Origin of the sequence: Allomuricauda sp. F6463D, from assembly GCF_023015965.1 — a bacterium.
Classification (GTDB): Bacteria; Bacteroidota; Bacteroidia; order Flavobacteriales; family Flavobacteriaceae; genus Flagellimonas.
Genome location: NZ_JALKAN010000001.1, coordinates 171,119 through 197,832 on the forward strand (window position 1 = coordinate 171,119; position 26,714 = coordinate 197,832).

27 protein-coding genes are annotated in these 26,714 nt (G+C 36.7%); 10 read left to right on the forward strand and 17 right to left on the reverse strand.

What is annotated here, in order from left to right; genetic code table 11:
• Positions 1 to 114 precede the first annotated feature (114 nt).
• A complete protein-coding gene (locus tag MWU56_RS00730) occupies positions 115 to 648 on the forward strand; it encodes a YSC84-related protein (RefSeq protein ID WP_247041221.1) in 534 nt (177 codons plus the stop codon).
• A 72-nt stretch (positions 649 to 720) separates the two neighbouring features.
• On the opposite strand, the gene MWU56_RS00735 is transcribed toward MWU56_RS00730, so the two are convergent.
• The 4 genes from MWU56_RS00735 to MWU56_RS00750 all read right to left on the reverse strand — a co-directional run bounded on the left by MWU56_RS00735 (position 721) and on the right by MWU56_RS00750 (position 4,499).
• Entirely contained in the window at positions 721 to 1,224 is a 504-nt protein-coding gene (locus MWU56_RS00735) for a pyridoxamine 5'-phosphate oxidase family protein (RefSeq protein ID WP_247041222.1), read from the reverse strand.
• Between the two features lie 928 nt (positions 1,225 to 2,152).
• Positions 2,153 to 2,914: a LytR/AlgR family response regulator transcription factor gene (locus tag MWU56_RS00740; protein WP_247041224.1), complete on the reverse strand. Its 762-nt coding sequence runs from the start codon at positions 2,912 to 2,914 to the stop codon at positions 2,153 to 2,155.
• Complete coding sequence (locus MWU56_RS00745; protein ID WP_247041226.1) at positions 2,911 to 3,945, reverse strand: sensor histidine kinase; 1,035 nt, start codon at positions 3,943 to 3,945, stop codon at positions 2,911 to 2,913. Before MWU56_RS00745 ends, MWU56_RS00740 begins: the two co-directional genes overlap by 4 nt.
• A gap of 137 nt (positions 3,946 to 4,082) precedes the next feature.
• On the reverse strand, positions 4,083 to 4,499 hold the full coding sequence (locus MWU56_RS00750; RefSeq protein ID WP_247041228.1) for a hypothetical protein: 417 nt from the start codon (positions 4,497 to 4,499) through the stop codon (positions 4,083 to 4,085).
• Between the two features lie 388 nt (positions 4,500 to 4,887).
• Here MWU56_RS00750 and MWU56_RS00755 point away from each other — a divergent pair, with 388 nt between their 5' ends.
• Positions 4,888 to 5,289, forward strand: coding sequence for a VOC family protein (locus tag MWU56_RS00755; protein WP_247041230.1), 402 nt, complete (start codon positions 4,888 to 4,890; stop codon positions 5,287 to 5,289).
• A gap of 110 nt (positions 5,290 to 5,399) precedes the next feature.
• On the opposite strand, the gene MWU56_RS00760 is transcribed toward MWU56_RS00755, so the two are convergent.
• A complete protein-coding gene (locus tag MWU56_RS00760) occupies positions 5,400 to 5,963 on the reverse strand; it encodes a hypothetical protein (protein WP_247041231.1) in 564 nt (187 codons plus the stop codon).
• Between the two features lie 74 nt (positions 5,964 to 6,037).
• Positions 6,038 to 6,682 carry a hypothetical protein gene (locus MWU56_RS00765; RefSeq protein WP_247041233.1) on the reverse strand — a complete coding sequence of 215 codons (645 nt, stop codon included), beginning with the start codon at positions 6,680 to 6,682 and terminating at the stop codon, positions 6,038 to 6,040.
• 233 nt (positions 6,683 to 6,915) lie between these two features.
• Here MWU56_RS00765 and MWU56_RS00770 point away from each other — a divergent pair, with 233 nt between their 5' ends.
• Complete coding sequence (locus tag MWU56_RS00770; protein WP_247041235.1) at positions 6,916 to 7,365, forward strand: ferritin-like domain-containing protein; 450 nt, start codon at positions 6,916 to 6,918, stop codon at positions 7,363 to 7,365.
• A 131-nt stretch (positions 7,366 to 7,496) separates the two neighbouring features.
• Here the strand turns inward: MWU56_RS00770 and MWU56_RS00775 are convergent, their stop codons facing one another.
• The 3 genes from MWU56_RS00775 to MWU56_RS00785 form a co-directional block, all read right to left on the reverse strand.
• A complete protein-coding gene (locus MWU56_RS00775) occupies positions 7,497 to 7,928 on the reverse strand; it encodes a response regulator (protein ID WP_247041237.1) in 432 nt (143 codons plus the stop codon).
• Between the two features lie 66 nt (positions 7,929 to 7,994).
• Positions 7,995 to 8,435, reverse strand: a complete 441-nt coding sequence (locus MWU56_RS00780) for a hypothetical protein (protein WP_247041238.1) — start codon at positions 8,433 to 8,435, stop codon at positions 7,995 to 7,997.
• A 174-nt stretch (positions 8,436 to 8,609) separates the two neighbouring features.
• Positions 8,610 to 8,795: a CsbD family protein gene (locus tag MWU56_RS00785; RefSeq protein WP_247041239.1), complete on the reverse strand. Its 186-nt coding sequence runs from the start codon at positions 8,793 to 8,795 to the stop codon at positions 8,610 to 8,612.
• Positions 8,796 to 9,169: 374 nt separating this feature from the next.
• Here MWU56_RS00785 and MWU56_RS00790 point away from each other — a divergent pair, with 374 nt between their 5' ends.
• Positions 9,170 to 10,186 (forward strand): AI-2E family transporter, encoded by a 1,017-nt coding sequence (locus MWU56_RS00790; protein ID WP_247041240.1) that lies wholly within the window; start codon positions 9,170 to 9,172, stop codon positions 10,184 to 10,186.
• 132 nt (positions 10,187 to 10,318) lie between these two features.
• The gene (locus tag MWU56_RS00795) at positions 10,319 to 10,927 is read left to right on the forward strand and encodes a nitroreductase family protein (RefSeq protein WP_247041241.1); all 609 of its coding nucleotides are present in this window, start codon (positions 10,319 to 10,321) and stop codon (positions 10,925 to 10,927) included.
• A gap of 54 nt (positions 10,928 to 10,981) precedes the next feature.
• On the opposite strand, the gene MWU56_RS00800 is transcribed toward MWU56_RS00795, so the two are convergent.
• Entirely contained in the window at positions 10,982 to 11,179 is a 198-nt protein-coding gene (locus tag MWU56_RS00800) for a hypothetical protein (RefSeq protein ID WP_247041242.1), read from the reverse strand.
• A gap of 379 nt (positions 11,180 to 11,558) precedes the next feature.
• Here MWU56_RS00800 and MWU56_RS00805 point away from each other — a divergent pair, with 379 nt between their 5' ends.
• From MWU56_RS00805 to MWU56_RS00825, 5 genes are all read left to right on the forward strand, one after another.
• A complete protein-coding gene (locus MWU56_RS00805; RefSeq protein ID WP_247041243.1) occupies positions 11,559 to 11,891 on the forward strand; it encodes a hypothetical protein in 333 nt (110 codons plus the stop codon).
• Between the two features lie 278 nt (positions 11,892 to 12,169).
• Positions 12,170 to 12,733, forward strand: coding sequence for a helix-turn-helix domain-containing protein (locus MWU56_RS00810; protein ID WP_247041245.1), 564 nt, complete (start codon positions 12,170 to 12,172; stop codon positions 12,731 to 12,733).
• Entirely contained in the window at positions 12,730 to 13,197 is a 468-nt protein-coding gene (locus tag MWU56_RS00815; RefSeq protein ID WP_247041246.1) for a response regulator, read from the forward strand. The genes MWU56_RS00810 and MWU56_RS00815 overlap by 4 nt, the downstream gene beginning before the upstream one ends.
• A gap of 78 nt (positions 13,198 to 13,275) precedes the next feature.
• Positions 13,276 to 15,447 carry an ATP-binding protein gene (locus MWU56_RS00820; RefSeq protein ID WP_247041247.1) on the forward strand — a complete coding sequence of 724 codons (2,172 nt, stop codon included), beginning with the start codon at positions 13,276 to 13,278 and terminating at the stop codon, positions 15,445 to 15,447.
• Positions 15,448 to 15,658: 211 nt separating this feature from the next.
• Positions 15,659 to 16,681, forward strand: a complete 1,023-nt coding sequence (locus tag MWU56_RS00825) for a helix-turn-helix domain-containing protein (RefSeq protein ID WP_247041248.1) — start codon at positions 15,659 to 15,661, stop codon at positions 16,679 to 16,681.
• 315 nt (positions 16,682 to 16,996) lie between these two features.
• Here MWU56_RS00825 and MWU56_RS00830 read toward each other — a convergent pair whose 3' ends face one another.
• The 7 genes from MWU56_RS00830 to MWU56_RS00860 all read right to left on the reverse strand — a co-directional run bounded on the left by MWU56_RS00830 (position 16,997) and on the right by MWU56_RS00860 (position 26,681).
• Complete coding sequence (locus MWU56_RS00830) at positions 16,997 to 18,307, reverse strand: TolC family protein (protein ID WP_247041249.1); 1,311 nt, start codon at positions 18,305 to 18,307, stop codon at positions 16,997 to 16,999.
• On the reverse strand, positions 18,297 to 21,395 hold the full coding sequence (locus MWU56_RS00835; protein ID WP_247041251.1) for an efflux RND transporter permease subunit: 3,099 nt from the start codon (positions 21,393 to 21,395) through the stop codon (positions 18,297 to 18,299). The genes MWU56_RS00830 and MWU56_RS00835 overlap by 11 nt, the downstream gene beginning before the upstream one ends.
• The gene (locus MWU56_RS00840; protein WP_247041253.1) at positions 21,392 to 22,468 is read right to left on the reverse strand and encodes an efflux RND transporter periplasmic adaptor subunit; all 1,077 of its coding nucleotides are present in this window, start codon (positions 22,466 to 22,468) and stop codon (positions 21,392 to 21,394) included. Before MWU56_RS00840 ends, MWU56_RS00835 begins: the two co-directional genes overlap by 4 nt.
• 297 nt (positions 22,469 to 22,765) lie before the next feature.
• Entirely contained in the window at positions 22,766 to 23,824 is a 1,059-nt protein-coding gene (locus MWU56_RS00845) for a sensor histidine kinase (protein ID WP_247041254.1), read from the reverse strand.
• A gap of 432 nt (positions 23,825 to 24,256) precedes the next feature.
• A complete protein-coding gene (locus MWU56_RS00850; RefSeq protein WP_262917762.1) occupies positions 24,257 to 24,595 on the reverse strand; it encodes an L-rhamnose mutarotase in 339 nt (112 codons plus the stop codon).
• Positions 24,583 to 25,890: an L-fucose:H+ symporter permease gene (gene fucP, locus MWU56_RS00855; protein WP_247041256.1), complete on the reverse strand. Its 1,308-nt coding sequence runs from the start codon at positions 25,888 to 25,890 to the stop codon at positions 24,583 to 24,585. Before fucP ends, MWU56_RS00850 begins: the two co-directional genes overlap by 13 nt.
• An 11-nt stretch (positions 25,891 to 25,901) precedes the next feature.
• Entirely contained in the window at positions 25,902 to 26,681 is a 780-nt protein-coding gene (locus tag MWU56_RS00860; protein WP_247041258.1) for an SDR family oxidoreductase, read from the reverse strand.
• Between the last annotated feature and the right edge of the window lie 33 nt (positions 26,682 to 26,714).

Genomic DNA, 26,714 nt, shown 5'->3' on the forward strand with positions numbered 1-26,714 from the left:
GAATCAATATTATCTGCGATTAAGCAAAGGTAAGGTGTTGATTATGCGTAGTTTGAAATTAATGAAGGTCGAATAAGACTTTCGTTAAATTGAATAATAACTTAATAATACACTATGAAAAATTTAAAATTTATAACCGTTGTGGCCACGCTATTTATGGTAGTTGGGACAATGGCACAGAACAACAAAGACAGAGATGTAATAGAAGATGCAAAAAAAGCAAAAATGAAATTGATCCAAGAAGACAAAGGTTTGCAGGAGTTTTTTGAAAATTCCACAGGCTATGTCATATTTCCTAATGTAGGAGAAGGTGGATTTATTCTTGGTGGCGCTTCTGGTAATGGAGTAGTTTATGAAAATGGCCAACAGATTGGGATGGCGGACATGAAAAAAATTGATGTCGGGCTTCAAGCTGGTGGACAAGCGCTTACCGAGGTTATCTTTTTTGAAACTGAAGAAGCTATCAATGATTTTAAGACCGGAGATTATGCAGTCTCAGCTGATTTATCAGCAGTGATTGTTGAATCAGGCGCTTCAGAAAACATTAATTATAATGATGGCGTAGTGGTGTTTGCCATGCCCAAAGCTGGATTAATGGCAGATGCATCAGTTGGTGGACAAAGATTTGAGTACGTTCCTTTTAAATAAAGGATTTAAAACTCATGTTAAAAAGGTCGGTGTTTGCACCGACCTTTTTTTTATTATTAAATTGACAGGAATCTATAATTTGATAAATCCCTTTTCTGTTCCCAGGTCATCATTATTGGAGGCATCAGATTTGTTCTGTTTTGGCGTTGATGCGTAATTGTTGTCATTTGCATCCCAAAAAAAGGCATTGACAATACGAACGTTTATTAATACTATGTCGGAATCTTCAACCCCGTCGAACCAATTATTTAAAGATGGCTTCCACAGCGCTTTTCTTTTTTGAGTGTCAACGATATGGGTGGCATTGCCAAAGAGGGAAAGATAATTGAGTTCTTCTTGATCATTATACAAAATCTGTACTCTATTGTCCCGCTCAATATCTTCGAATAACCCACTGGTACGGGATACAAAGAACCATAAATCTCCTTGTTTGTCAATTTGTTGTAGAACCATGGGGCAAACAGCAAATGGAATTTTTCCTAAGTTACTGGCAACCATAACAGTTTTTTCCTTTTCTACAAGTCTTTTAATTTTTAAAAGACCTTCTGGGTTTTCATTATAATTTAATGTATTCATAGTGTTTTAATTTAGAATTATTTTTTTTGTATTAGACTAGTGAACTTGAGCAAGTCTGTAGGTAAACTGTTTTCAAAACAGAGAACAGTCAAAATCCTTACGTAAAAAGTCATGTTGTCTTTTGTACTGTTGGAAGCACATGTCTTAGCCGCTTTTAATCAATAACACCCAAAACCAAATCAGCAACGGCTTTGATATATAACCAACAAAGGCTGTAATTTTTGGTTTATTTAGGGGATGGTAGGTAATAGTGGATATGATACAAATGATAATGTACTATTCAAGTTTCTTTGTATAGAATCTTTTGGAAAACGAACATTGGATTTAATTGCTTACTTCCAAATATATCGGTCGGAGCAGTTTTTATGCTACTTGCATGGCAGCAACCTTTCTACACTCCTTTGCACAGATCAAACATGATGCTGCACATTTTTTACAATGTTCGTGTTCATGTTGTTGGCATTGATTGGCGCACCACTCACACACCTCTGCACATAACAGGCAATATTCCTTGGTGAATTTTTGGCCACTTATCAATAACTTAATACACATTAAACAAGCATCCATACATTGTGAACAACAGATGGGACAGTCATTGTTACTTTCTTTTCCAGCCATTCTAGTTAAACAGATCTGGCAATCAATAAAACATTGTTGACATGCTTTTAAGCAAATTTCAATTTGTGAATTCATATCCAAGTATCTAAAATTCAATTAATTAATAGGACTACACCTAAATTAAATGATCATTTGGACCATGGTGTGCTCAAATGAAATAATAATGGACTGTAACACTGGATACGCTATAGGTTATCTGCTAATACACCGGAGAGTTATAAATTTTGTTAGTAGGTAAAAAGATTATACTATGTGAAGTGTATCCAATGCGTAAGTTAGAAAGGAAAACAATATTAGGAAGGGGCATCAATTAGGAATCCAGCCACGTTTTAAAGCCCAGAGCCTTAGCTTTGCTAACTACTATCCGTTCATCACAAACGGGGTCTACAACAACAATAAGCTTACTATTAAAGTACTGTTTGATATTCACAATGGCCTCACGGTTTATAATGAATTGCCTATTGGCTCTATAAAATTGATCAGGGTCCAATTCTTCTTCCAGGTCTTCCAGTTTACTGTCCATGCTGTAGGATTTATTCTCGAAAGAGACTCCTTTTACAATTCCATCGTCTATTCTAAAATAGGCGATTTTTTCAGTCTTCAGTGGAATCATTTCATCACGATGATGAACCAAAAATGTTGATTTATAGATTTTATCCTTTTTACCTACCAAATCGATTAGACCTTTTATCTGGTGGTCTGCAATCCCGTTTTGTTTGTTCTGTACCTTAAATTGTTCCAACGCATCCGAAAGTTCGTCCGTGTCGATGGGTTTTAGCAAGTAATCAATACTATTGAATTTAAATGCTTTTAAGGCATATTGGTTATAGGCAGTTGTAAAAATTACCGGGATATTGATAGTTACTTGGTCGAATATTTCAAAAGAAACACCATCCGCAAGATGGATGTCCATAAAGATCAATTCCGCCTCATGGTATTTGGAAAGAAACTCCACAGAAGATTTTACGGAATCAAGTACTTTAAGAATTTCAATATCGCTATTTATGTTATGAAGCAGATAAGCAAGATTTTCGCTTGCTGCCAATTCATCTTCTACGATTACAACCTTCATGCTACTTTTTTTACAGGTAATTCTACACTAAAGATATTGTTTTCTGTACGCACCGTGAGTTCTTCATTGCGTAGTAGAATGTATCTTTTCTTCAAGTTTGCTAGTCCGTGTTTAGTTCCTTCACTAATTGTGGTGCGGGGCTTCATTATGTTCTCAACGAATACAGAACCATTTTTTGAATAAATATCCACTTTTAAGGGGTTCGTTTTGGATATTTCATTGTGTTTTACTGCATTTTCGACCAATAATTGCAATGCCAATGGAGGTATGTTCTCCTGTAGAAGTTTATCCTCTATCTGTATATCAATACTAAAACGGTCGCGATATCTTGTTCGAATCAAATAGGTATAACTTTCCAGAAATTTAAGTTCTTCCTTAAGGCTTACAAGATCACTTTCACCACTCTTTAGAATATAGCGATACATCAAGGAGAGCTTTCGAACGAATTGTGTTGCCTTTTCATTCTCACGGATAAGAGATGTTAATGAATTAAGGGAATTGAACAAAAAGTGTGGGTCGATTTGGTTTCTTAAAGCCATGAGTTCGTTCTGAAGACTCTGTTGTTTAAGATGTTCGTTCTCTATTCTACTTTCTTGCTTATCTACCTGAAGGCGTAAAATTCTTCCTATAAAGGATAAGGCAATCAACAAATTACCAAAAGTGAAGTTTGAAAAATCTTTATCTCGAGGTGTCATTTCTGTGTTCAATAAAACAGGATATAAACTATTGAACAGAGAAAGCGCTATCAAAAAAATTGTGACATTGAGCAAGACCATAAAACTTATTCGAACCGGTGTTGACCACTTGAATTTCGAATAGCTGATGTTTGCATTCAACTCCAATATGGACCACGAGAAGAGGAAAAAGAAAACTAGTCGATAGGATAGGTCAATGATTTGTAGACCGGAAAATTCGGGATTTTCCTGACTGATGATATCATAAAGAAAGATGGTCTTTGGTAAAGATGCCAATATCGCAAGCAGTAAAGCTATCTTGATTATGGTAGGCTGTCTGACATGTTTTAAGGCCATTGAAAATAGTGTTAATCAGAATAATGCAAATTTACAGCAATTATAGTTTGAAGTATTAGCTCAGTTTTTACCCCTTTACCAAAAAGACCTTCAATATTTATTGAAGGTCTGAAATGTAATAAACTATTTATTTGTTTTTATTTAGCGAGGACATCGAAGTTTGAAGGAAGATAGTTTTGAATATCAAAATCCAAATGGATTTCTTCTTCCATTTCCATTACTTCGATTTCATCTATGTTGAAAACCATACCCTTGTATGCGTTAAAACCCTCCGGTAAATATGGAGTGGTATCAAAACCAAGATGGATTTCTTCGTCCTCTTCAATAAAGACAATTTCATCCACAACGGTATCCATCCCAACATAGGGATCAAAACCTTCGGGTAAATACTGTTCTGTGTCAAAGGCTAGGTCGATTTCCTCTTCTTGCTCAATATAAGTGATGTCGTTTAATTTCAGGATAGCACATTCTGTTTTGCATTCAGCCTTACCTTGAAAGGCCATCAATGTAGTGGACAAGAAAACTAAACTTAAAATTGTTGTGACTGTTTTCATTAATTCTATTTTACTATTGTTGTTTTTTAAAAGTTTAACTCTATTTTATTCAGCAAAGATAAAAATGTAATACACTTTAAATCAGCCATATAAACTGAAGCGTCGAAAAATATAAGTGAAATGACCCTATTGGCAAGTGAAGTTGGATTCCTACAAATGATTCTTGGAAATTTGGCTCTATATTCTGGGTTCGAACGTGCCGAAAGGATGGAATCTGTGAATTTTAGTTGATTGCAATTTATCCATAAAAAGACTTCATTTCATTGCTTATTCTTGATGATTATAAGAACTGTAAGGTTGTTCTGTTTGCGTTAATCTGAAAATTTTTAAAGTCAAGTTTTCTTAAACAAATATCCTAGGTTTGGTTATTAACTTAAAAAGATAGATTATGAAAGTGCAAGCATATTTGGCCTTTGACGGAAATTGTCAAGAGGCTCTTAATTTTTATGCAGATTGTTTAGGTGCAGAAATAAAAAACAGACAGACGTACGCCGATAAAAAAATTGATGTTCCTGCCGCTTACCGCGACCGTCTACAGCATGCGGAATTGAAAGGTAATGGTGTCGATTTTATGGCATATGACGCTGCTCCCGATACTCCGTTGACGCATGGTACTAAAATTCATTTGAGCATTGATATCGACAACAAAGAAAAAGCACAGGGCCTTTTTGAGGAACTTTCAGCGGGAGGTCAAGTTCATCACGAACTTCGTGAACGTGAGTGGAATGCTTTATTTGCCAGATTTACCGATAAATATGGAATTAACTGGATGATAAACTGTGATCTTTAATGCTACTGGTGTTATAACTGAATTCCATTAAATTCAGTCGTTGACCTGTCACATAAACAATAATTGAAATTGTAATGAAGAAATAAAATGCACAACTTATTAGTAAGCATTTAATTATCTTCATTACTTTTTTCTTTACCAGTCTTTTCGTCTTCACTGACCGTAAGATAATGATCGGTTTTCCCTAATCCCACTATTTTAATAATATTAACTACGGTGTTATAAAGCATTAGAATTACTACAATCATCGCAGCGCTCAATACACTGGAAATTACTAAACTGGAGTAATATATTATGTTGAACCAATTATTGGGCACATTGTCAGATTCCGTAATAGGAAGGTTGAAAAATAGAAAAGACATTAGTGCGGCGATAAAAACAAGCGTGTCAATCTTTGCAATTTGAAGAACATGGCGATAATGGTCATCCTTTAATTTGGACTTGGTCCCTGAGCTGAGACCTAAAAGCGTTAATAAAAGGGTGAGGGTGGTTGCCGATGCCAATACAATGGTATTGCAAAGCATATTTAGACCGGAAAGAGAATTTTTAATTAGAACCTTGGCCTCGTAGCCACTAAGTTTACCCAGGAGTAAAGTACCAGATAAAATTATGACCAGTGAGATGGCACCCCCGGTCATGGCTCTTTTAGTATATGTGCTCAGTTCAAAATTCATTGTTTGCTTTTTAATTGGTTAATTAGGATAACTTCAAGTTTAAGAAATGGTATGGGTCTGTTTCTGTTAAGGGACTATTCCAGGTTTGCTGGATTATAACTGCTCTTTTCGGAAAATCTATTTGGTTTTGTATGGGACAATTTGCTCAAGAAATTGGCATAGCCAAAAGATTCTTTCATATGGAGTTTGATTGAGCCCATCATTTCAGAAATGATGCTATTTTCCAGTTCCACATAAGGTTCACCAAACCACTCTAAAGCCAAGGTGTACCACTTTTGATTAAAAATAGTAATAGTTGAATATTCTAATTGACATCCGGAGGTAAGGTGTTCGGAAATGGGTTTGAGTTTGTTCTCTCCATTTACTGCGGTTAGCTGTACAACCTTTTGTTTTTTTTGTACGGGAATCCATTCGCAATGTTCAAAATCAATTATTTTGGATAGTACCCGATCTTGCTCCTGCACATTGAAGCTCCATTTTAAGAACTCATCAAAGCAACCCCAAATGTTATGGTTTAGGCCTCCATTTGCTCTTGTGCCAATACGATGCTTTACTTCAATTTTACCTTCTCGTAATTTAATGCCAATATCCTCATTATTGATATCGAGGTAAAAATCGGTTCGACTCCGCATAGATGTGCAATTGAGCTGTTGGAACCAATTGGTAAGTTGCTCCTTTTCATTTTGAAAAAACCACCTAATTTCTCTCGTTCTGTGCATGTTATTTTTTATTGACTTTCTGGTCAACTAGAAAATTAATAAACAATCCTTTGTTTCCATGACTTTAAAGCACTAAAGGTTGACTGTAAACGTTTGCCGGAACAACCATATAATGATAAAACGTATTGAGTTCATAAGATTAGTTTTTGCATCAAACAAATAGTAGCTATACAACTAATTTTAATGAAGATGCTAAACGGTAGGCATATTTGTTACCGCAAAATTTTCATAATATGAACAACGATATAAAAAAAATTGAGGACAGTATTAATGACATTATTCAAAAAAATGAAGATGCCATTAAGGGGTATAAGAAGGCAGCCGAAAATGCAGACCAAATTGGTTTAAAGAACTATTTTCTTACTAAATCCGAGGAACGAAGGAATTTTTTGATAGGCTTAAAAGCTAGTGTGCCAGCATTGGAAACCAGAGATGAAATTGATGGTAGTACAACAGGAGCTGTTCATAGGGCTTGGATGGACACGAAGGCTTTCTTCTCCGCAGACAATGATGAATCGATGTTGGAAGAGGCCATTCGGGGAGACAAGGCGGCGGTTGAAGAGTACAATGAGGTACTTGGAGATACAGGTTTGCCCATTGAGGCTGCCAAAATAATTAGAGAACAACGGGATTGGATTGTTAAAGATCTGAATAAAATTAAGAGACTGGAAGATGTTAGGTAAATTACCTACAACTACGAAGTATCAAAGAAAGAGTCGGCATTTGCCGACTCTTTTACTTTTTAAAAGGTGTAAGAAGAGTAAAAAAATAGCACCCCATCAAATCACCAAATAATTTTATACGTTTTACCGGCTCAATCAAAAATGATGAAATTCCAGCTGTTGTTTTCATTGTTCGTTTGCCAATCCTTCACATTTTTTAGACACTTGTACACTAAGGTCTTCAATTGATTGTACGAAGTAGGTTTTCTCAGATACCCTGTAGCACCCATATTTTTAAGCCGCTCAACTTCTTCCTCATGGAAAGATGTGGAGTAGATGACGACAGGGAGCTTTTTAAACTTTTCATCATTACGGATATCCGATAAACATTCAAAGCCGTTCATCATGGGCATATTCAAATCCAGAAAAATAACGTCAGGCAGCTTCTCATCAGAATATAAATTTCTCATTAGACCTACGCCGTTTGAAAACTCGGACGTTTCAATATCTAAAGGTATTTCTTCTAAGGCTTCAACAAAGAACAGTCTGTCGTCTTCGTCATCATCGGCTAAAAAGATATTCATAAGCTTGTGGATTTTTTTAAAATTAAGTTTTAGTTGTTATTCGGAATGGATAGGTTCTTTATATTATTACTCCAATCCATGTAAGGTTGATTGATAATCCGTAATGTTGGATTCTGTTTTCTTAAGATGAGGTTTTAGAGTGTTCTTGGTTTCCCTATCAATATCGTGGTGGGTCAATACGTTTTTATAATCATCTTCTTTGTTCCGTTCAGCTTCAATCAAATGCTCCCAAACAGATGTAATGTCACCATTGTTCAAAATCGGCGAGGAAATCCAGTTAATCGCTTCTTGGTCCGTTAGCCTTTCACTGGTTTGCACATCGCCACCCAAACCTGAAATTACTTTTATAAGCTTTTCGCTTTCTTCTTCGTTGATTACTTTTAGCTGATTTAATTTATCCAAAGTTGGTGGATGTGTGATGGAGTCAGTCAAATTTTGAAGTATTTGAATATACTCAAGAGTATTGGTTAAAATTTTATTTAATACATCTATTTTATTGGTTTCCATGGAACTATACTTTTAATATCAGAACAATTGTGTAATTAAGTAATGGCAATATATAAGTTCACCATCATATCCAATACTCCATTTACTCAAATTCGTAGCTCTAAAAAATTATTGAAAATTGAATTAAAAAAAAGCCCCAAGTTCATTTGGGGCTTTTTAAATTAGTGGTACGCTCTACAATTGCTCTATCTCCTTTTTCAATTCTTCCTTGGAGTTTCCTGTTTTCTCTTGAATTTTGCCTAACATTTGGTCGAATTCACCTTCAGCGTAGGTTAAATCGTCATCTGTAACCTCTGCATATTTTTTTTTGAAAGCTCCTTTAACCATTTTCCACTTTCCTTCTAATTGATCATTATTCATATTCTTAACGATTTTAGGTTCATAATTAATTGTTTTCAATTTACTGTTGTTTATAGCTAGGGGTTAACTCAGAAAATCAAATTAATGACTCAAAAGGCATAGTAGCTCAAATCCATGTTGGAGTAAAGGCTTAATTCTTTTAAGAGCAATAAAAAGGTTAAATGGAGTAAGCTATACCACTACATTTTTAAAACTTTAGCGGAGCATACGTAAGCCTCAACTATTGTCCAGTAATTCTAATAATGAGTGAAGAAAAATAAACTTAGTATTTCCATTTTAATAAGGGAAAACATAGTTGTAAGTGCACTTTGGAATCTTAAAAATAGGGTTTTGGTTTTCATGGCAAAACACTAACTAATTAAATACAAAATATAATGAAACAGATTAGTCCCAAAATAATTCGACAGATTTTCGTACTCTTTTTAATAGCGCTAATAGGGGGAATGATTCTACTGAAAATGGTTCCCTACTTTTCTGGAGTGCTGGGTACTATTATATTATTTGTGCTATTGAATAAACCTATGAAAAGTTTGGTAAAAAAAGGCTGGAACCCTTCATTGGCTGCTGGTCTGTTAATGCTGACTTCTTTTTTTATTATTCTTTTACCCATTGCAGGAGCCTTTTTAATGTTGGGAAACAAAATTGGAAATGCTGTGGAGAATTCTGAAAAAATCACATCAATTATTAAGTCACAGTTACAGTATTTTGAAAACCTTGTCGGCTTTAAGTTAACCTCTAAGATAGATGCTTCTGCGGTTTCCGAATGGCTGTCCAACAGCTTACAAGGCTTGGCAGGAGGTACATTTAATACGGTAATAGCAATTTCCATTATGTATTTTCTGGTGTACTATATGCTTACTAATCGTAAAAAGTTGTATGAGTCACTATATGGGTATATCCCTATTAGCAACGATAATTTAACAATAATCGGTAGCGAAATTCGGGGTATTGTTAGAGCCAATACGTTGGGCATTCCTTTAGTGGCCATTGCACAGGGATTGGTAGCGTTGATTGGATTTTTAATTTTTGGGGTCGAAAATCCATTTTTCTGGGCGGTAATGGTAACCATTGGATCTATGATTCCATTTGTAGGAAACCTATTGGGTACGCTACCTGTATTTATACTCGCGCTAACAAATGGCAATACATTTCAAGCTTGGGGCGTTTTGCTGTATGGGGTTGTTGTTGTGGGATTAACAGATAACCTTATAAGATTATATGTGCTCAAAAAACTGGATGATGTTCATCCACTGATCACCTTGATCGGTGTAATTGTGGGAATCCCATTGTTCGGATTTATAGGACTAATATTCGGGCCCTTGCTCATTAACTTGTTCTTGGTTATTGTTCGGATTTATAAAAGGGAGTATGGTAAAGAGGATAAAGCTTAAAATATAGAAGCCAATTACTTTGAGATTTCTAATGCTGAATCAGCAGGAGAATACTAAAAGACATAAAATAATATGGTATAGCGTCAACATTGATTGCTAATTATCATCATATTTTAATAAACAAAAGATACAATGAACACGGAACCAGATCAAATTAGGCTTAATAAGATAGCTGATACCGAGCATGAAATCTTTGCATTGTTAAAACAACGGTATAGCCCACGAATATTCAAGGATAAAAAAATTGAAACGGAACAGCTAAAACAGCTTTTTGAAGCAGCTCGTTGGGCTGCAAGCTCCAACAATTTACAACCCTGGCGCTTTATTTACACATTAAAGGGTTCAGATGCTTTCAACAAAGCGGTAAGTTGTTTAAGTGATTTCAATAAGTCATGGGCAAGCTCTGCTCCGGTTTTAATGTTTGCTGTTTACAAAAAGAATTTGAAAGACGGAAGGAAGAATTTTCACGCACTACACGATTTGGGGCTGTGCTTGGGAAATATGACCATTCAGGCCCAATATCTAAATATTGCACTGCACCATATGGCGGGTGTTGATTTGGAAAAGGCCCAAAATGTTTTTAATGTACCAAAAGAATACCACATTTCATCTGCTATTGCTATTGGGTATTATGGTGGTGATATAGAAAATTTGCCAGAAGATTTACAAAAAAGTGAAACAGCTGAAAGAAAAAGGGTTCCACAAGAAGATTTGGTTTTCAAAAATGCTTGGAAGAAATAATCTCTTTAAGCCATTTTACTTTTAACAGTTAAATTTTTTATTTAAAAAACAGTGCTACACATCCATTGGACTTGTAAAGAACATACCTGAAAGAAAGATACCAACAATGATTAAAATTAATATCGTCAGTATAATTACAAAGCCGAGTTTTGTGATCCCTGTTTTCTGAAAAATATAATTGGGTTTTGGATTCTCCTCTTCTTTCACAAATTCCAAATCTTCTTTGGGTTGTTTATCATCTTTATTTCTCATGTGGGATTATTTTGGATTATTTTTTTAACGTAAAACATATAGGTTTTGCGAAAGTTATTGTTCTTACAGTGTAGGTTTTGACATTTTCGAATAAAAGATTGACTCAATAGGGAAAGAGTCATTTTTTCACTGGATAGTTATCAAATCTAATTTTCGGTGAAGTTGTTTCTATTGTCTTGTTGCGCAGCTTTCATAGCTACTTTTTCTTATCATTGAAGGTATGGCTACATATTCCGCTTTAAAACATAATCGTTTATGGATGTTATGGTGATAAATTTTAAGTAAGTCCCTAGTTAAGTTCATATGAATCAAAATTATTTGTTTATGCGTCAAGTGATAATTTTAGAAACTCACATATTTGAATCTAAACAGTACTATAATGGAAAATGAATTTGCAAAACACGAGAAGGATTATATTAAAGTGTATCAAGAAAAAGGCTATACAGTCAATTTTCGATTTGAAGATGGAAAACTGATTGCCTCAGAATCAAAGAATACCTATGGGCCAGAAGATATTTACGTTGTTGCCCATCACCGATATGAAGGTATGAGTAACCCTTCCGATATGTCCATTTTGTACGTAATTGAAACTAAATCCGAAGAGAAAGGAACATATTTGTTAGGGTATGGTCCGAGTGCCAACCTGGATGCCAATGAATTTTTTAAAGCAGTTCCGGAAGATAATGTATCCGATAGCGCTAAAATAGATTAGTCATTTTAATTAAAAAGACTAAAAAGCAAACTAAAACAAATCTCCGATTTTATATGGATAAAGGTGCTATGTGCACCATAGTGATCAATTCGGTTTAATCGACATATAATTCGTTTACTTTCATAAGTACTACTTACCCCTAAAAGTTTCATTTAAGCAATAACTTCAATATTGCTCAAAAACTCCATGTTAATATTAAAAATATTATCTATTTTTAATTTAAACTTGCAAGGATTCTGTCTCAACCAATTAATCTTTGCAAAACCTGCTGTTGGAGAATGAAAATTAGTATCAAATATGATATGGCCATCACGTGCAAAGCAATTGTTCAGGAGCAACTGGACAAATTGGATATTCCCCATACCATTCACGGAATAGGGGAAATAGAAATTCAAAGAGAGCTAACATCAGATGAGACAGAGGAAATGATGGGCAAACTCGCCAACTATGGCATTCATGTTTTGAATGATCAAAAACTGGCCTTGGTTCATCGAATAAAAAACACCATCAAAGAGATGTTGGAAAGCGATAATTTGCAATCGCAGACGATTTCCCAATATTTGGCGGACAAGTTAAATTATTCTTATACTTACTTGTCAAACCTTTTTTCTGAAGCAACACATACATCCATAGAAAATTTTGTAATTCTTTGTAAAGTTGACCATGCTAAAGAGTTAATGGCCAACACCAACCTGACCCTGACAGAGATAGCCTATCGTTTAAACTATAGTAGCGTGGCCCATTTATCTAGTCAGTTTAAAAAAACAACTGGATTAACGCCCACTACGTTTCAGAAAATTTTAGAAAAACGACGGGGTAATCTTATACAAAAAACAATATGAAAATACACCCCTTAAATTCTGGCAATCAAATTTTGAATATTGCCCTTGCTGATGATGATGATGATGACCGACTTTTTTTTCAAGAAGCGATTGAAGATATCTCCATTCGGACAAAACTTTCTTTACTAAAGGATGGCCAGGAGTTGATGGATTATTTGAATCTTCCCAATGCCATTTTACCCAATTTAGTTTTCTTGGACCTTAATATGCCAATTAAAAATGGAATGCAATGTTTAAAGGAAATAAGGTCAAATCCGGACTTGAGTAAAATTTGCATTGCAATATACTCCACATCTTGTTCTGAAAAAGATATAGAAGAGACCTTTATAAATGGGGCGAACATTTATTTGAACAAACCCAACAGCTTTGCTAAATTGAGGGAGGCTATAAAAAAAGTGTTGCAAATCAATTGGCAGTACCACACTTCCAACCTTAATAGAGACAATTTTTTGTTGCGATTGTGACAAACTTTATATTAGATAAGTTTTAACTATGCAATAACATAACCTTGGCCGATTGTATAATCTGCTTTAAGTATATAGATGGATTCTAAGATATTGCACCGTATTATCAATTCTCCCATACTGGATAAGTTTTTTTTAGTCGCAGCCATTAGTGGGTTGTTGACGTTGACTACTTTTCTGTTCTTACAAATTAAAACACTTGAGAACGCAGCCGAGGAAATTTCCCATTCCTTAACTATGGATAAGGAAATAAACAACCTGTTCTCTCAGTTCGATTTAATGGAATCCTCGGAATTTAGGTCCGTAATATTAAAGGATACCACATTCGAGCAATCCTACATAGATCACAAACTAGAGGGGGATAAATCATTAAAATTGCTTTATGATCTTGTTGGGGATTTACCGGGGTACAAAACTAAACTCGACTCTGTTACTAAACTAAAAGATAGTTTACATGCAACTTTATCGGCCCTGCATGGAAAAGTAAATCCCTTTGGTGTGGATTCCACAGCATTGGTATATGTAAAAAAAGGTTCTGACCTACTTAAAAATTTACAAAAAATAAAAGCGGACATACTCTGGGAGAACCAAGAACTTCTAGAAGATCGTTTGGAAGCATACCGTAGGCATACTTTTCTAACTCCGCTCATTACAATTATTTTAGCCCTATTTTCTGTTATAATTTTTACCATAGCCTTTCTTCGTTTGCGCAGGCAGAAAAATAAGATTCAGACTTCAGAAATGCTACTTCAGAATATTGTTCAGAGTACAGACAATATTATGAACTACTATCAACCCATATACGACTCCAACGGAGAGGTTGTGGATTTTAGAGTAGTATTTGCCAATATATGTAATTGGGACTATTTAAAGTTGAAACCAAAAGATTTGATCGGAAAACCAATTTCCGAAGTATTTCCATTTGTTTTAAAAAACAACGAATTGGATAAAATGATAGACTGTTTCACAGAGGATAAAACCATTGATTTTGAAAGACAGATTACCGTTGATGGAGAGATGCAATGGTTTCATTCGTTTGTAAGAGGTATGGATGGTGGAATATTGGAGGTTGTTAGAAACAACACTGAAGAGTACAACGCCAAGAAAGATTTATTAAAACTCAACCAAGAACTGGAAGTTCAAAATTTTATAATGACAGAAGCCAAAAAGGTGGCAAAGATTGGTAGCTACACTTGGTATTTGGATAAGGATGTGGCTGAGTTTTCCGATAATTATTACATAATATTAGGTTGTGAACCGGGAGAATTTGTACCAGCTTGGGATACGTACCGAAATTTTGTCCACCCAGAAGACTTGATTATTTATGATGAGTACATAGCGATGGGAAAAACAATGAATCCACCCAAAGCCATTACATATAGAATCATATCAAAACAAGGTATAACTAAGTACATCAAAACGATAGACCATAAAATTAAAAAAGGTGGTAAAACAGTTATGATTGGGGTAGTACAGGATGTTTCGGATCAGATTCAGGTAGAAAACAAGCTAAAACTTAAAAATCAGGAATTAAAGCGCGGCAATGTTGAACTTGAATCTTTCAATCGTGTGGTAAGCCATGATTTGCAAGAACCCTTACGAAAAATACAAATGTTCATTTCCCGTATTAATGATGATGAAAAGAATGCACTTTCAGAAAGAAGTGCCGGGTATTTCGATAGAATTGATAAAGTGGCGGCACGAATGCAATCTCTCATTCGGAATCTATTGACATATTCCCGTATTGGTAATGAACAGGCCGATACAGATAAAGTTGACCTAAGTGTTTTAATGGACAAAGTGACTGAAGAATATTCTGAGCGTATTGCTAGTGTTGGTGCAAATGTAATTTGGGGAGAGTTGCCTAAAGTTAGTGGCGTCTCGTTTCAACTGGAGCAACTGTTCGGAAATCTGACCTCAAACTCTCTTAAATATCATAACCCGGAGGTTCCATTACAAATTGAGATAAAATCCGAAATAGTTTCCAAAAAACAACTTCCGAAAAAACTGCTCAAAAATTCAAAACAGTACCATAAGATCACATTTTCAGATAACGGTATTGGGTTTGATGACGAAAATTCCAAAAAAATATTTGATGTGTTTCAGCGTTTGCATGCTAAAACCCAATATTCAGGAACGGGTATAGGGTTGGCTATCTGTAAGAAGATAGTTGAAAATCATCAAGGATTTATATTTGCATCCGGCGAAACTGGCAAAGGTTCTATTTTTAGTATTTACCTGCCTATATAGAACTTACGTGATAAATTAATTTTCTTCAAAAAGAGGTTTCTTCTACTTTCTTAGAGGTTTTTAACAGTTATTTCACCCCACATCAAAAGGTTATATAACAGATTCTAAAAGTTGTGTAACGTTTAGAGCGTCCTTCATGTCGATCTTTACATCAGAAGTTTTTTTCAATCTCGAATAGTAAGAAATTAATTTTTTAAACACACAGAAAGCCATGAAAACGATACCCCTTAAAACAGAGAAAATGAATGAAGTGTTCAACAATTTCCAAAAGGTTTTTGGAGGAAACTTGAGCATGGATGCCAAAGAATATATATTAAAATTGGATGGTACTTTGGGAAAGGGCCTTATTAAAGGTATAACTTTTAAAGGAGGTATATCCTATATGGAGTTTGATGTTGAGTTTTCCGAAAATTTAGAACTAGTGGCAAACTCACCTAAACATACACCTATTTGTTTTGCATATTGTTCTCAAGGTCAGGTTACACATAGTTTTGGTCGAAATGGTGAGCAACAGCTACTGGAAAATTTTCAAACGGGTATATTGACCAGTAAGACAAATCAGGACAATGTACTGTTTTTTGAAAAAAATGTACGTCTGAAAATGATGTTCGTTATGGTACTTCCGGTTAAAAGAGCCGAAAGCACAACACATCTGAATAAAGAATTACAAAAATTGTTTTTTAAGAACAATGTGGCCGACAATTTTGCCTATGTTGGATCGTACAACTTAAAAGTAGCTGACCGGGTACGACAATTGAACACAATCAAAGAAAAGGGAATCGCCCGTAGATTAATGATAGAAGGATTGGTACATTTGATCTTAGCATTGGAGATTCAACAGCATTCCGATGACATTAATAAATCCGAGTTAACGGAATCGTCCTTGACTTCAAAAGAACAGGAAGTAATCAGGGAAATGTCATTGTTCATCAATAATTATTACGAAAAAAATCTATCCATATCTTATTTGTGTAAAAAGAGTGGACTATCACCATCTAAATTACAAGAAGGATTTAAATTAATGCATGGAACCACAGTTACCGATTATATTAGGGATGTAAGGGTTAAAAAAGCAGAAGACCTTATCAAAAATACGGATATGAACATTTCTGAGGTGGTTTACAGTATCGGATTTATTAGTAGAAGCTATTTCTCAAAAATATTTAAGGCTAAATATAATTGTAGCCCAAAAGAATATAAGGATAAACAGAAAACTTTTGCTGTCTCGGCATAGAGCAATTTTGCTTAACTAACGTATTGCAAATCTGCTCCAACCCCACAATTTTGTACCGCTGAAGATATTATCAATAAAGAGAGCCATTCGCATCAGAATGGCCTTTTTTAAATACGAATCTATTGGTTTAATAAAACTATAGACTACTTTCTTCAATTTCTTCCGTGATGCCTTCACCTTTTAGCACACACACATATCATACTACACTGAAGTGAGTTAAGATATTAGCCTACAGTACATTTGAATCAAATAAGTGGCCATAAAATAGGAGGGGAGCCATATGGTTTATGGTCCATTGTTTTTAAAAGCTTATTACTATATCTCTAAATCCCCAGCTAGTTGCTTAAGGACTATCTCAGATAGTTTGGCTTGGAACTTTGCATTGCTCAGGCGTACACTGGCGTTTATATAGTTCAATTGCGCTGTTCGGAACTCTATGGTGGGAATAATTCCTATCCGATACTTTTCCACGGTGATGTCCAAGTTTTCCTTGGCAATACCTTCGTTTCTTTCTTCAAGCTCCATAAGGCTGATGTTCGTCAAATAGGTCTGATACGTAGTGTTCACCAAAGAATTCAATGCCTGTTCTTGTTGGGCAATGGCAATTTCTGCGTTTTTCAGAGCCACTTCTCCTATTTTTTCGTCTCTGTTTTGGTTAAAGCCGTCAAATAGATTTAACGTGGCGCCAAACCCATAACTAAAACCTTGGGATTCGGTACTGGTGGCAAAGCTCAACTCTGATTTAGAGCTACCAATATTGTACCCAGAGCTCACAAATATGGATGGGTACCTTGCCGCTTTTATCTGTTTGAGTTCCAATTCGCTGATACGTTTGTTAATTTTTTCAGCCTGTAATTGTGGGTTCTCCGATGATATTTTGGTTTCCAATTCTTCCAATGCCAATTTTTGATCTACAAAGATTTCTGGAACTACCTTAAAATCAATTTTCAGGTCACGTGCCAATTGTTCGTTCAACTGAATCTTGGTGTTCTTGTAAAGCTCTTGTTGACGTTGGATCAAAGTTTGGTCTGTGTTTAGATCAACCTGAGCATTCAAAACCTCTAGTTTCGAAGCTTTTCCAATAGAAAAACGGTTACGTGCAAGTTCTACGCGTTGCTCCGATATAATTAGGGTACTATCCAAGGCAGACAATTGCTGTTGTTGTTGTACTAGGTCGTAGTAAGTAATCATAACTTCGCCCACTGTGGACAAAATGGCCTGTTTTAGTTCGGCCTCTCCCAGTTTTTTTGTTTCTTTTAATGACTCATAGTTGGCAAACATCCGAAGACCATCAAAAACAGTCCATTGGAGAGCAACGCCATAATTTAAACTGCTGTTCTTTACATTATCACGCTCTTGGAAGGTGCCATCGCTGCGGACCTGGGATAGGCTTTGTATACTATTATTATCCGATAAGTTGGCACTCACACTGGGAAGTATTCCTGCTTGGCCAGGGGTGGCCCCGAGTTCATCGATTTTTAATTCGTTTTGTGCCGTTTTAATTTGATAATTGTTCTCAAGAGCTATTTTAACTACTTCTTGCACGGTTAGTATTTCTTGTGCCGTTGCACAAAAAAAGCATCCCATTGTGAACAGAAAGATGCTTATTTTTTTCTTAATGACCATGTGAGGAAAGTTCAAGATTTTTGAATTCGGGTCGTTGTACTTTTTTTCTGGACCACATTTGATACAGTGCCGGGATAATGAATAGGGTAAGTACCAATGAGAACATAGTTCCGCCAATAATTACGACTCCCATACCAGTCCTACTTGTAGATGCTGCTCCTAGCGACATTGCTATGGGCATTGCGCCTAATGCGATGGTTAGACTTGTCATCAAAATGGGACGCAACCTCGACACAGATGCTTTCATAATAGCTTCCGTTTTGGTAATATCTTCATTTTCCTCTTGTAATTGATTGGCAAATTCAACTATGAGGATTCCATTTTTCGTCACTAACCCAATCAACATAATTGTTCCAATCTGACTAAAGATGTTCCAAGTTTCTCCGAACAACCAAAGTGAGAACATTGCGCCTGCAACGGCCATGGGCACGGTGAGTATAATTATAATTGGGTCTATAAAGCTTTCAAACTGAGCAGCTAATATTAAAAATATTAGTAAAAATGCTAAACCAAAAGCGAAAGCAGTGTTGGAACTACTCTCCACAAAGTCCCGTGATTCACCACCCAAATCTGTGGTAAATGTATCGTCCAACACTTTATCTTTTATGGCATTCATAGCGTCAATCCCATCCCCAATGCTCATCCCTGTAGCAAGGTTGGCGGATACAGTGGCAGACATGTAACGGTTGTTATGAAACAATTTAGGAGGACTACTGTGTTCTTCCGTGGTTACCAAATTGTCTAATTGAATGAGTTGATCATCCTTGTTCTTTACAAAAATAGAGGTAAGGTCAGTTGGTTCGTTCCGGTCTTGTTTATCGAACTGTCCTATGACCTGATATTGTTTTCCGTTCATTAAAAAATATCCAAACCGTTGGCCACTCAAAGAAAGTTGTAGAGTTTGCGCTACATCCCTAACAGAAACTCCTAAGCTTTCTGCCTTTTCCCTGTCAATGGATACATATATTTCAGGTTTGTTGAACTTAAGGTTTACATCCACAAACGAGAAGGTTGGATCTTTTTCTGCCTCTGCCATGAACTGAGGCACTTTTTCTTTTAGTTTTTCGAAATTCTTGGCCTGTATAATAAATTGAATTGGTGGTCCACCACGGCGGTTTACCGATATGGTTGGTCTTTCAGATACATTAAATCTTCCTCCGACATAAGCTTTGGACCATCGTCCAAGGTCTTGTGCAATTTCGCGTTGAGACCGTTCCCGTTCGCTAGGATCTACCAAGGCGATATTGGCACGTCCACTGTTTACCGATGAGCTTCCAAACCCTGGTGAGGTCAAGATAAGACTAACCTTTTTTTCAGGTATGGAATCATTGATCAGTCTCGTAATTCCCGTCATTAAATGGTCCATATATTCATAGGATGAACCTTCAGGAGCTGTTACGTTCATACGCACAAAACTTCGGTCATCATATGGAGCTGTCTCTTTTTGTAGCAGGGAGTAGAAAAGAACGATGAGTCCAATACATCCAATTAGGATTGGAAAACTTAGCCATTTTCGCTGCATAAACTTTTCGAGCGATTTTTTATAGGATTCGTTCATCGCCACAAAATATTTTTCTGTGACTTGATAGAATTTAGAACGACTTTGTTTTCCAGGCTTGGTAAGGTATGCGTTCAGCATGGGAGTTAGTGTAAGGGAAACAAAAGCCGACACCAACACTGCGGTACCTAGTACTACCCCAAATTCCCGGAAGAGACGGCCAACAAAACCTTCCAAAAAGATAACAGGGAGAAACACCGCTGCTAGGGTTATGGAAATGGAAATGACGGCAAAAAAGATTTCTTTGGATCCTTTTATTGCTGCTTCAATGGGGTTCATTCCCTCCTCAATTTTTTTATAAATGTTCTCTGTGACCACAATACCATCGTCCACCACCAGTCCGGTAGCGAGTACAATGGCCAAAAGCGTGAGCACGTTCACTGAGAACCCTAGGAGCCACATAAAAAAGAAGGTGGCAATCAAGGAAACCGGAATGTCGAGTAAGGGCCGTAGGGCAAGAGACCAGTTTCTGAAGAATAAATAGATAACCAAAATCACCAAAACTATGGATATCAAAATGGTTTCGGCTACCTCGGTAACCGCCTTTTTTACAAAAACAGTGTCGTCTATTACAACGTTTAGTTTTATGTCTTCTGGAAGGTCTTTTTGCAGCTTTTCGTATTCCTCATAAAAATCATTGGCAATTTCAAGATAGTTGGTTCCTGGTTGAGGAATTACGGCAACGGCAACCATGGGCTGTCCAGAATCACTCATTTTGGTTTCCATGTTTTCTCCTTCGAGACTAGCACGGCCTATGTCGCTGAGTTGGACCAATTTTTCACTATCGGCCATGATGATGATATTATTGAACTCTTCCTCTGTATTAAGGTTGCCTAGTGTTTTTACAGTTAATTCTGTGTTGTCACCTGTAAGTTTTCCTGAGGGCAGTTCAATATTTTGTGCCAAAAGAGCGGTGCGTACATCGGCTACAGTAAGGCCGTAAGAAGCCAATTTTAAAGGGTCTATCCATAATCTCATGGCGTATCTTCGCTGTCCCCATATCTGAATACCGCTAACTCCCGGAATCGTCTCTATTCGTTGTGCAATGACGTTTTCAGCATAATCTGAAAGTTCCAAAATGTTTTTGCTGTCACTTTGAACGGTCATTGATATGATTCTATCGGCATTGGCATCCGCTTTTGAAACCACTGGCGGAGCGTCCAAATCCTCAGGAAGACCCCGCAATGCTTGAGAAACCTTATCCCGGACATCATTGGCGGCAGCTTCTAAGTCTTTGTCCAGTTCAAATTCAATAGTAATGGAACTGGATCCTTGAACGCTGGAAGACGTGATGTTCCTAATTCCATCAATGGAGTTCACTGCTTTTTCCAAAGGTTCTGTAATCTGTGATTCAATGATGTCGGCATTCGCGCCAGAATAATTGGTGCGAACAGAGACAACAGCGGGATCTATGGAAGGATATTCCCGTACACCCAAGAAAGTATAACCGATGATCCCGAAAAGGATGATGGTTATGTTCATTACAATTGTAAGAACCGGTCTTTTTATGCTTATTGTAGAGAGGTTCATTGTACTTGGCTTATAGGTTCAAATTCTTCAAGTACAACGTCTACGGAAGAACCGTTCTGTAATGCCATTACTCCATATGTTAAAATGGTGTCACCAGGCTTTAAATTGGTCAATACGCGAACCGCTTGACCTGTCCTGGTGCCAATTTCAACATCAATTTCTTTCGCTTTGCCATTTTCCAGTATAAATATTCTCTTTCCGTTCTGTACCGGTATCAAGGATTCGGATGGAACCAAAAGGGCGTTGCTTATAGTTTCAAGCGGAAGCTGCACATTGGCATATGCACCGGGGTACAATTTATTGTCCCGATTGTCCATAATCGCTCTCATCCTTAGGGTTCTTGTTGTAATGTCCACTTCGGGATCTATGGCATATATTGTGGCACTGTACACTTCTCTGGAATCTGAAGTGGTGAAGGTTAGAATTGTACCTACACTTACTTGGGGGGCATATTTTTCGGGTACGGAGAAAGTAATTTTTAATTCATCGGTATTAACCAGCTTGGCAATGGCCGTTGTTGGTGTCACGTATGTTCCTTTGGAAATTGACCGTAGTCCAATGGTTCCTGCAAAAGGGGCCCTGATAATCGTTTTGGAAAGTTGGGCCTCTATCAATTCAGCTTCTGCACTCGCCGATTGGTAATCTGCGCTGGCGATATCGTACTCTTCCTGGCTTATGGCCTGTTTTTCCAGCAACAGTTTCGCTCTTCTATCATTTTCGGAAGCTAGCTTTTTTGCGGTGAGCGCTTTGGAAAGCTGGGCACGAAGTTCAATATCGTTTACCTTGAATAAAACTTGTCCTTCTGAGACCTTACTTCCCTCCTTAAAGTTGATGCTTTCTACAACGCCGGGAACTTCACTACGTATTTCAATTTGTTCATCAGCCTCCAAGGTTCCCGCAATGGAAATGTTGTCCTTGAATGTCTGGGGCTTAAGAACCATTCCTGTAACGGTGGGAATATTTGGTCCTGTGTTACTGGATTTGCCAGCCGTTGCATTTGACATGATTCTATGCACTATAAGTGCACCTATTCCTAGGGCCAGTAGGATGTAAACAATATTTTTAATTTTCATTTTGATTAGGTGGATGGTACACTATTTTTTACGTAAACAGTGTATTTTCAAAGATAAAGTTTACCGTTTGTACCGAGAAGCATGATAAGAGTATTTTAACACAGTAATCCTTTGAACGTCCATAATTTAAAGGTTAACGACGTATAATTGGGCGTAAACAGAAATGACTCTGTTTGAATGTTAATTTTTTTGTTTTTTTGACTTGATCATGTCATTTCATTCGGGGTAGCTTAAAATTTGGGTATAGAATTTTTACAAACAAGTATGTTTCCCTTTTTAGGATTAAGTTGATTGTACCTAAGGCTTAAACAGAATCGTAAAGGTGCTTCCTTGATTAATCTCGCTATCCAATGTTATACGCCCCCCAAGGCTTGTAACTTGTTCATGCACCAAATATAGACCAACTCCAGCACTATCTTCTTTACCTTGAAACTCTTGGTTCAACTTAAAAATACGGCCATCCATTTTGTTCATGTCAAAGCCACGGCCATTGTCAGTATAGGTTAGTTTTTTCTCTCCGTTTTCTTGAGACGATGTGATTTTGATCAACGGTGGGACACTAGGTTTGGCATATTTAATTGAATTGGTAATCAAATTCAAAAAAATACTTTCCATATAAATACTTTTAAAATGGATGGTTTCCATAGTGCTAAAGTCTACGTTTATTTCTGTTCCTGCTCGTTGTATCAGAGCACCAATGGAACTTTTTACCTTGTCAAAAACAATCTTTAGATCAACCTCTTCCAATGCAGTATCGTGAACATCTTCTTCTTTGAAAGAATCGATGTAGGAATTCATCGTATTCTTCAATCCTTCGGCAGATAATTTTATTAAACTAAGTATTTCTGAAGTGTCCGCATCATGGATTTTGGTCATATCTATTAAACTTACCAAGGATATTAGATTATTCAATGGAGACCTAAGGTCATGAGAGGTACTATAGTTTTGTTGTTTGAGTTTTTTATTGACTTTAGAAAGTTGGTTTAAATGCGATATACGCTCTTTCTCCAATTCTTTAGTATGAGTAATATCTTTAGCAATGGCGTAAATCAATTGTTCATTTTCTAAAGGAATCGCGGTCCAGTGAAACCAAACAATCGATCCTGATTTAGATACGTACCTGTTTTCAAAATTTACCAAAGGAACATTGCTCATCAGTCTTTTTCTGTATGAAGCCGTACGCTCCTTGTCTTCATGATAAATGAAATCGGAAATTAACTTAGAGTTCAACTCTTCTTCGGTGTACCCTAAAAGTGATATAAAGGCTGGGTTTATATTTACAAAATAGCCATTATAGTCTGCAATGCAGAGACAATCCATGGATTGATTAAAAAATGGTTCTAATAAAGGTGTCATTTTTTTGAAGTGGAATTAGTTAATCTCACACTCTTGGCGAGATCATATATTTATTATGTAAAGCAGGTGATGGCTATACTCCTCAATAAACCTTTTAAAATGTAAATTTTATTTCAATCGAATCATCGTTTAAAGGAAACGGTAAATAGGGTAAATTTATTTTAAAACCGATGGGATCAGGGTGGAACATCGTTTGTTCTTGCCTATTCGTTGCAATATAGGTTAAAACGAAATAAAACAAATACAAAGTATGGGATTCAACATTTTTGAAATGTTTACTACTAATGCACTTTCGCTGGAATCAGATATTAATAGATTTTAAAACAGCGTCACTTTATTTAAAGGAAAGAAAATGCAGTTTCTAATCGCTTTTTTAATCCAGCCTTTAGTTTATTGATGGATTCGGTTAATTACAAACAGGTAATTTATAGGCTATAATTCAAAAATTTTATCCATCATGATCCACTTTTCACCGGGCTTGGCCATGGGTAACGCCTGTTGGTAGGTCCACATCAGTTTTTCCCATTCTTGAACCTTTGGGTTTTGTGCGTCTGCTTTATTTTTCTTTTCAAATGAAAATGATTCATTGGTTTCCATGATCATAAATAATCTGTTTCCAATTCTATATATTTCCATTTGTTGTATGCCAGATGTTTTGATGCTTTCGAGTATTTCGGGCCATACCTTTTTATGATGGGTCTCGTATTTTTGTATCAATTTTTCATCTTCCACAAGATCTAAGGCAAAACAATACCTGTTTATTTGTCCCATACATGTTTGTTTTTATGGGCTTTTAGTCCAAACCAAGCAATATAGGCAAAACATGCAAGCGGTAGAATAAAGGAGAAATTTACTTCAGAAACTCCCATCAATTTAATATCAGAAACCCCATTTCCTCCCAAGTCGATAATCATCCCTTGTAGCTTTGGCATTAATGCCCCACCCACAATGGCCATTACCAAACCGGCAGCTCCCAATTTGGATTCTTCTTCGGTTAAGCCATCCAATGAAATACCGTAGATGGTAGGGAACATCAGTGACATGAACAAGGAAACCCCCACCAAGCAATATAATCCAAGAATTCCTTCTATGAAAATAGTACCCAAAGCACATGCACCGGCTAAAATAGCAAACAACATCAGTAACTTGCCGGGACTATAAAAGCGTAGCATATATGTGCCAATAGCCCTGCCAACCAAGAAGGCAATAAAGGCAATAAATTGATAATTTGCTGCAACTTCACTTGCCATACCGATTCCCTCGGCATATTGATAAATGTAGGTCCAACACATAATTTGCGCCCCTACATATAAAATCTGGGCAAGAACACCCAATACATATTTGGTTTTCTTGAATAGTGCACTTGTTGTTTCCTTAAGGGAAGGAATGTTTCCGTCTCCTTTTGCTTGTGGCATTTTGTTTACCACGATCAAAACAAAAACTGCTAGTATAACCAGCCCTAGAATAACATAAGGGTCTCTGATTACCAAAAGGTCTGATGTTCGAATCAAAGCTTTTTTCGCAGTATCCAATGATGCGTAATCTGCAATATCGTCTGACTGTAATTTTTTCAGGACAAATTGTTGGGCCACTAAAAGACCTAATATCAGACCCACCGGATTGAATACTTGTGCCAAGTTCAATCGCTGGGTAGCGGTTTCTTTTGCTCCCATGGCCAAGATATAGGGGTTTGCTGTGGTTTCTAAAAAAGCCAGACCAAATGTAAGCACGTACAGTCCTAAGCAGAAAAACCAAAATTCCTCCGAAATTGCTGCAGGGTAAAACATCAATGCTCCAACGGCATACAGGGCCAACCCGATCAATACTCCCGTTTTATATGAGTATTTCCGAACAAAGAGAGCTGCTGGCAATGCCATGCAGAAATAGCCTCCGTAAAATGCCATTTGCACCCAAGCTGCCTGTGAGTTGGAAAGTTCCAGAACTTTTTTAAAGGCCTGTACCATGGGGTCGGTTACCGCATTGGCAAAGCCCCAGAGTGCAAAAAGGGATGTAATTAGTATAAATGGTAATAAAACTTGTTTGCTTACAATTTTTGGTTTGGTCATGTGCGTGTTATTTAAAGGGAACGGTCCAAATGGGTATATCCTCCATCAACAAATATAAGTTGACCAGTCGTGTGACTGGATTTTTCGGAGAGTAAAAAGGAGACCATGTCCGCAATTTCAGTTGTGGTTGTCATTCTGTTCTCTAGGGGAATTTTTTCCGTAATGGCGTTTAATCTTTCCTGTGGATTTGGGAAGGAATTTATCCATCTCTCATAAAGCGGCGTATAGCATTCGGCAACAATTACGGCATTTACACGAATGGAGTAGGGAAGTAGCTCCACGGCCCATTCCCTTGTAAGCGCATTGCGACCACCATTTGCCGCCGCGTAACCAGAGGTGCCCCCTTGGCCGGTCACCGACGTTTTTGAACCTATATTTACAATGGAACCTTTATTTTTCTTGAGATCAGGAAGGGCATAGTGTGCCATCATATAATAATGGGTGAGGTTCCTGGAAATGGAACGCATAAAATCGTCATGATTGCCATTTTCCAAACCAATGGAATCGTTTACCCCTGCGTTGTTCACTAAACCATGGATTGTACCAAACTCTGAAATGCATTTGTCTACGGCGTTTTTGCATTGTTCTGGGTCAACAAGTTCAGCAATAGCATATTTTGCGCGCCCACCATTTTCTTTTATTTCAGATACTGCAGCGGCAAGGTTTTGCTCATTTCTACCGATTAAAAAGGGAATAGCTCCTTCTTTTGCCAACGTATTACAGATACCCCTTCCAATTCCGGAGGAGCCCCCGGTAACCAGTATGATTTTATTTTCAAGCTTTAAATCCATTTTTGTTGTTTAGTTATTTATCAGCCCTGTACA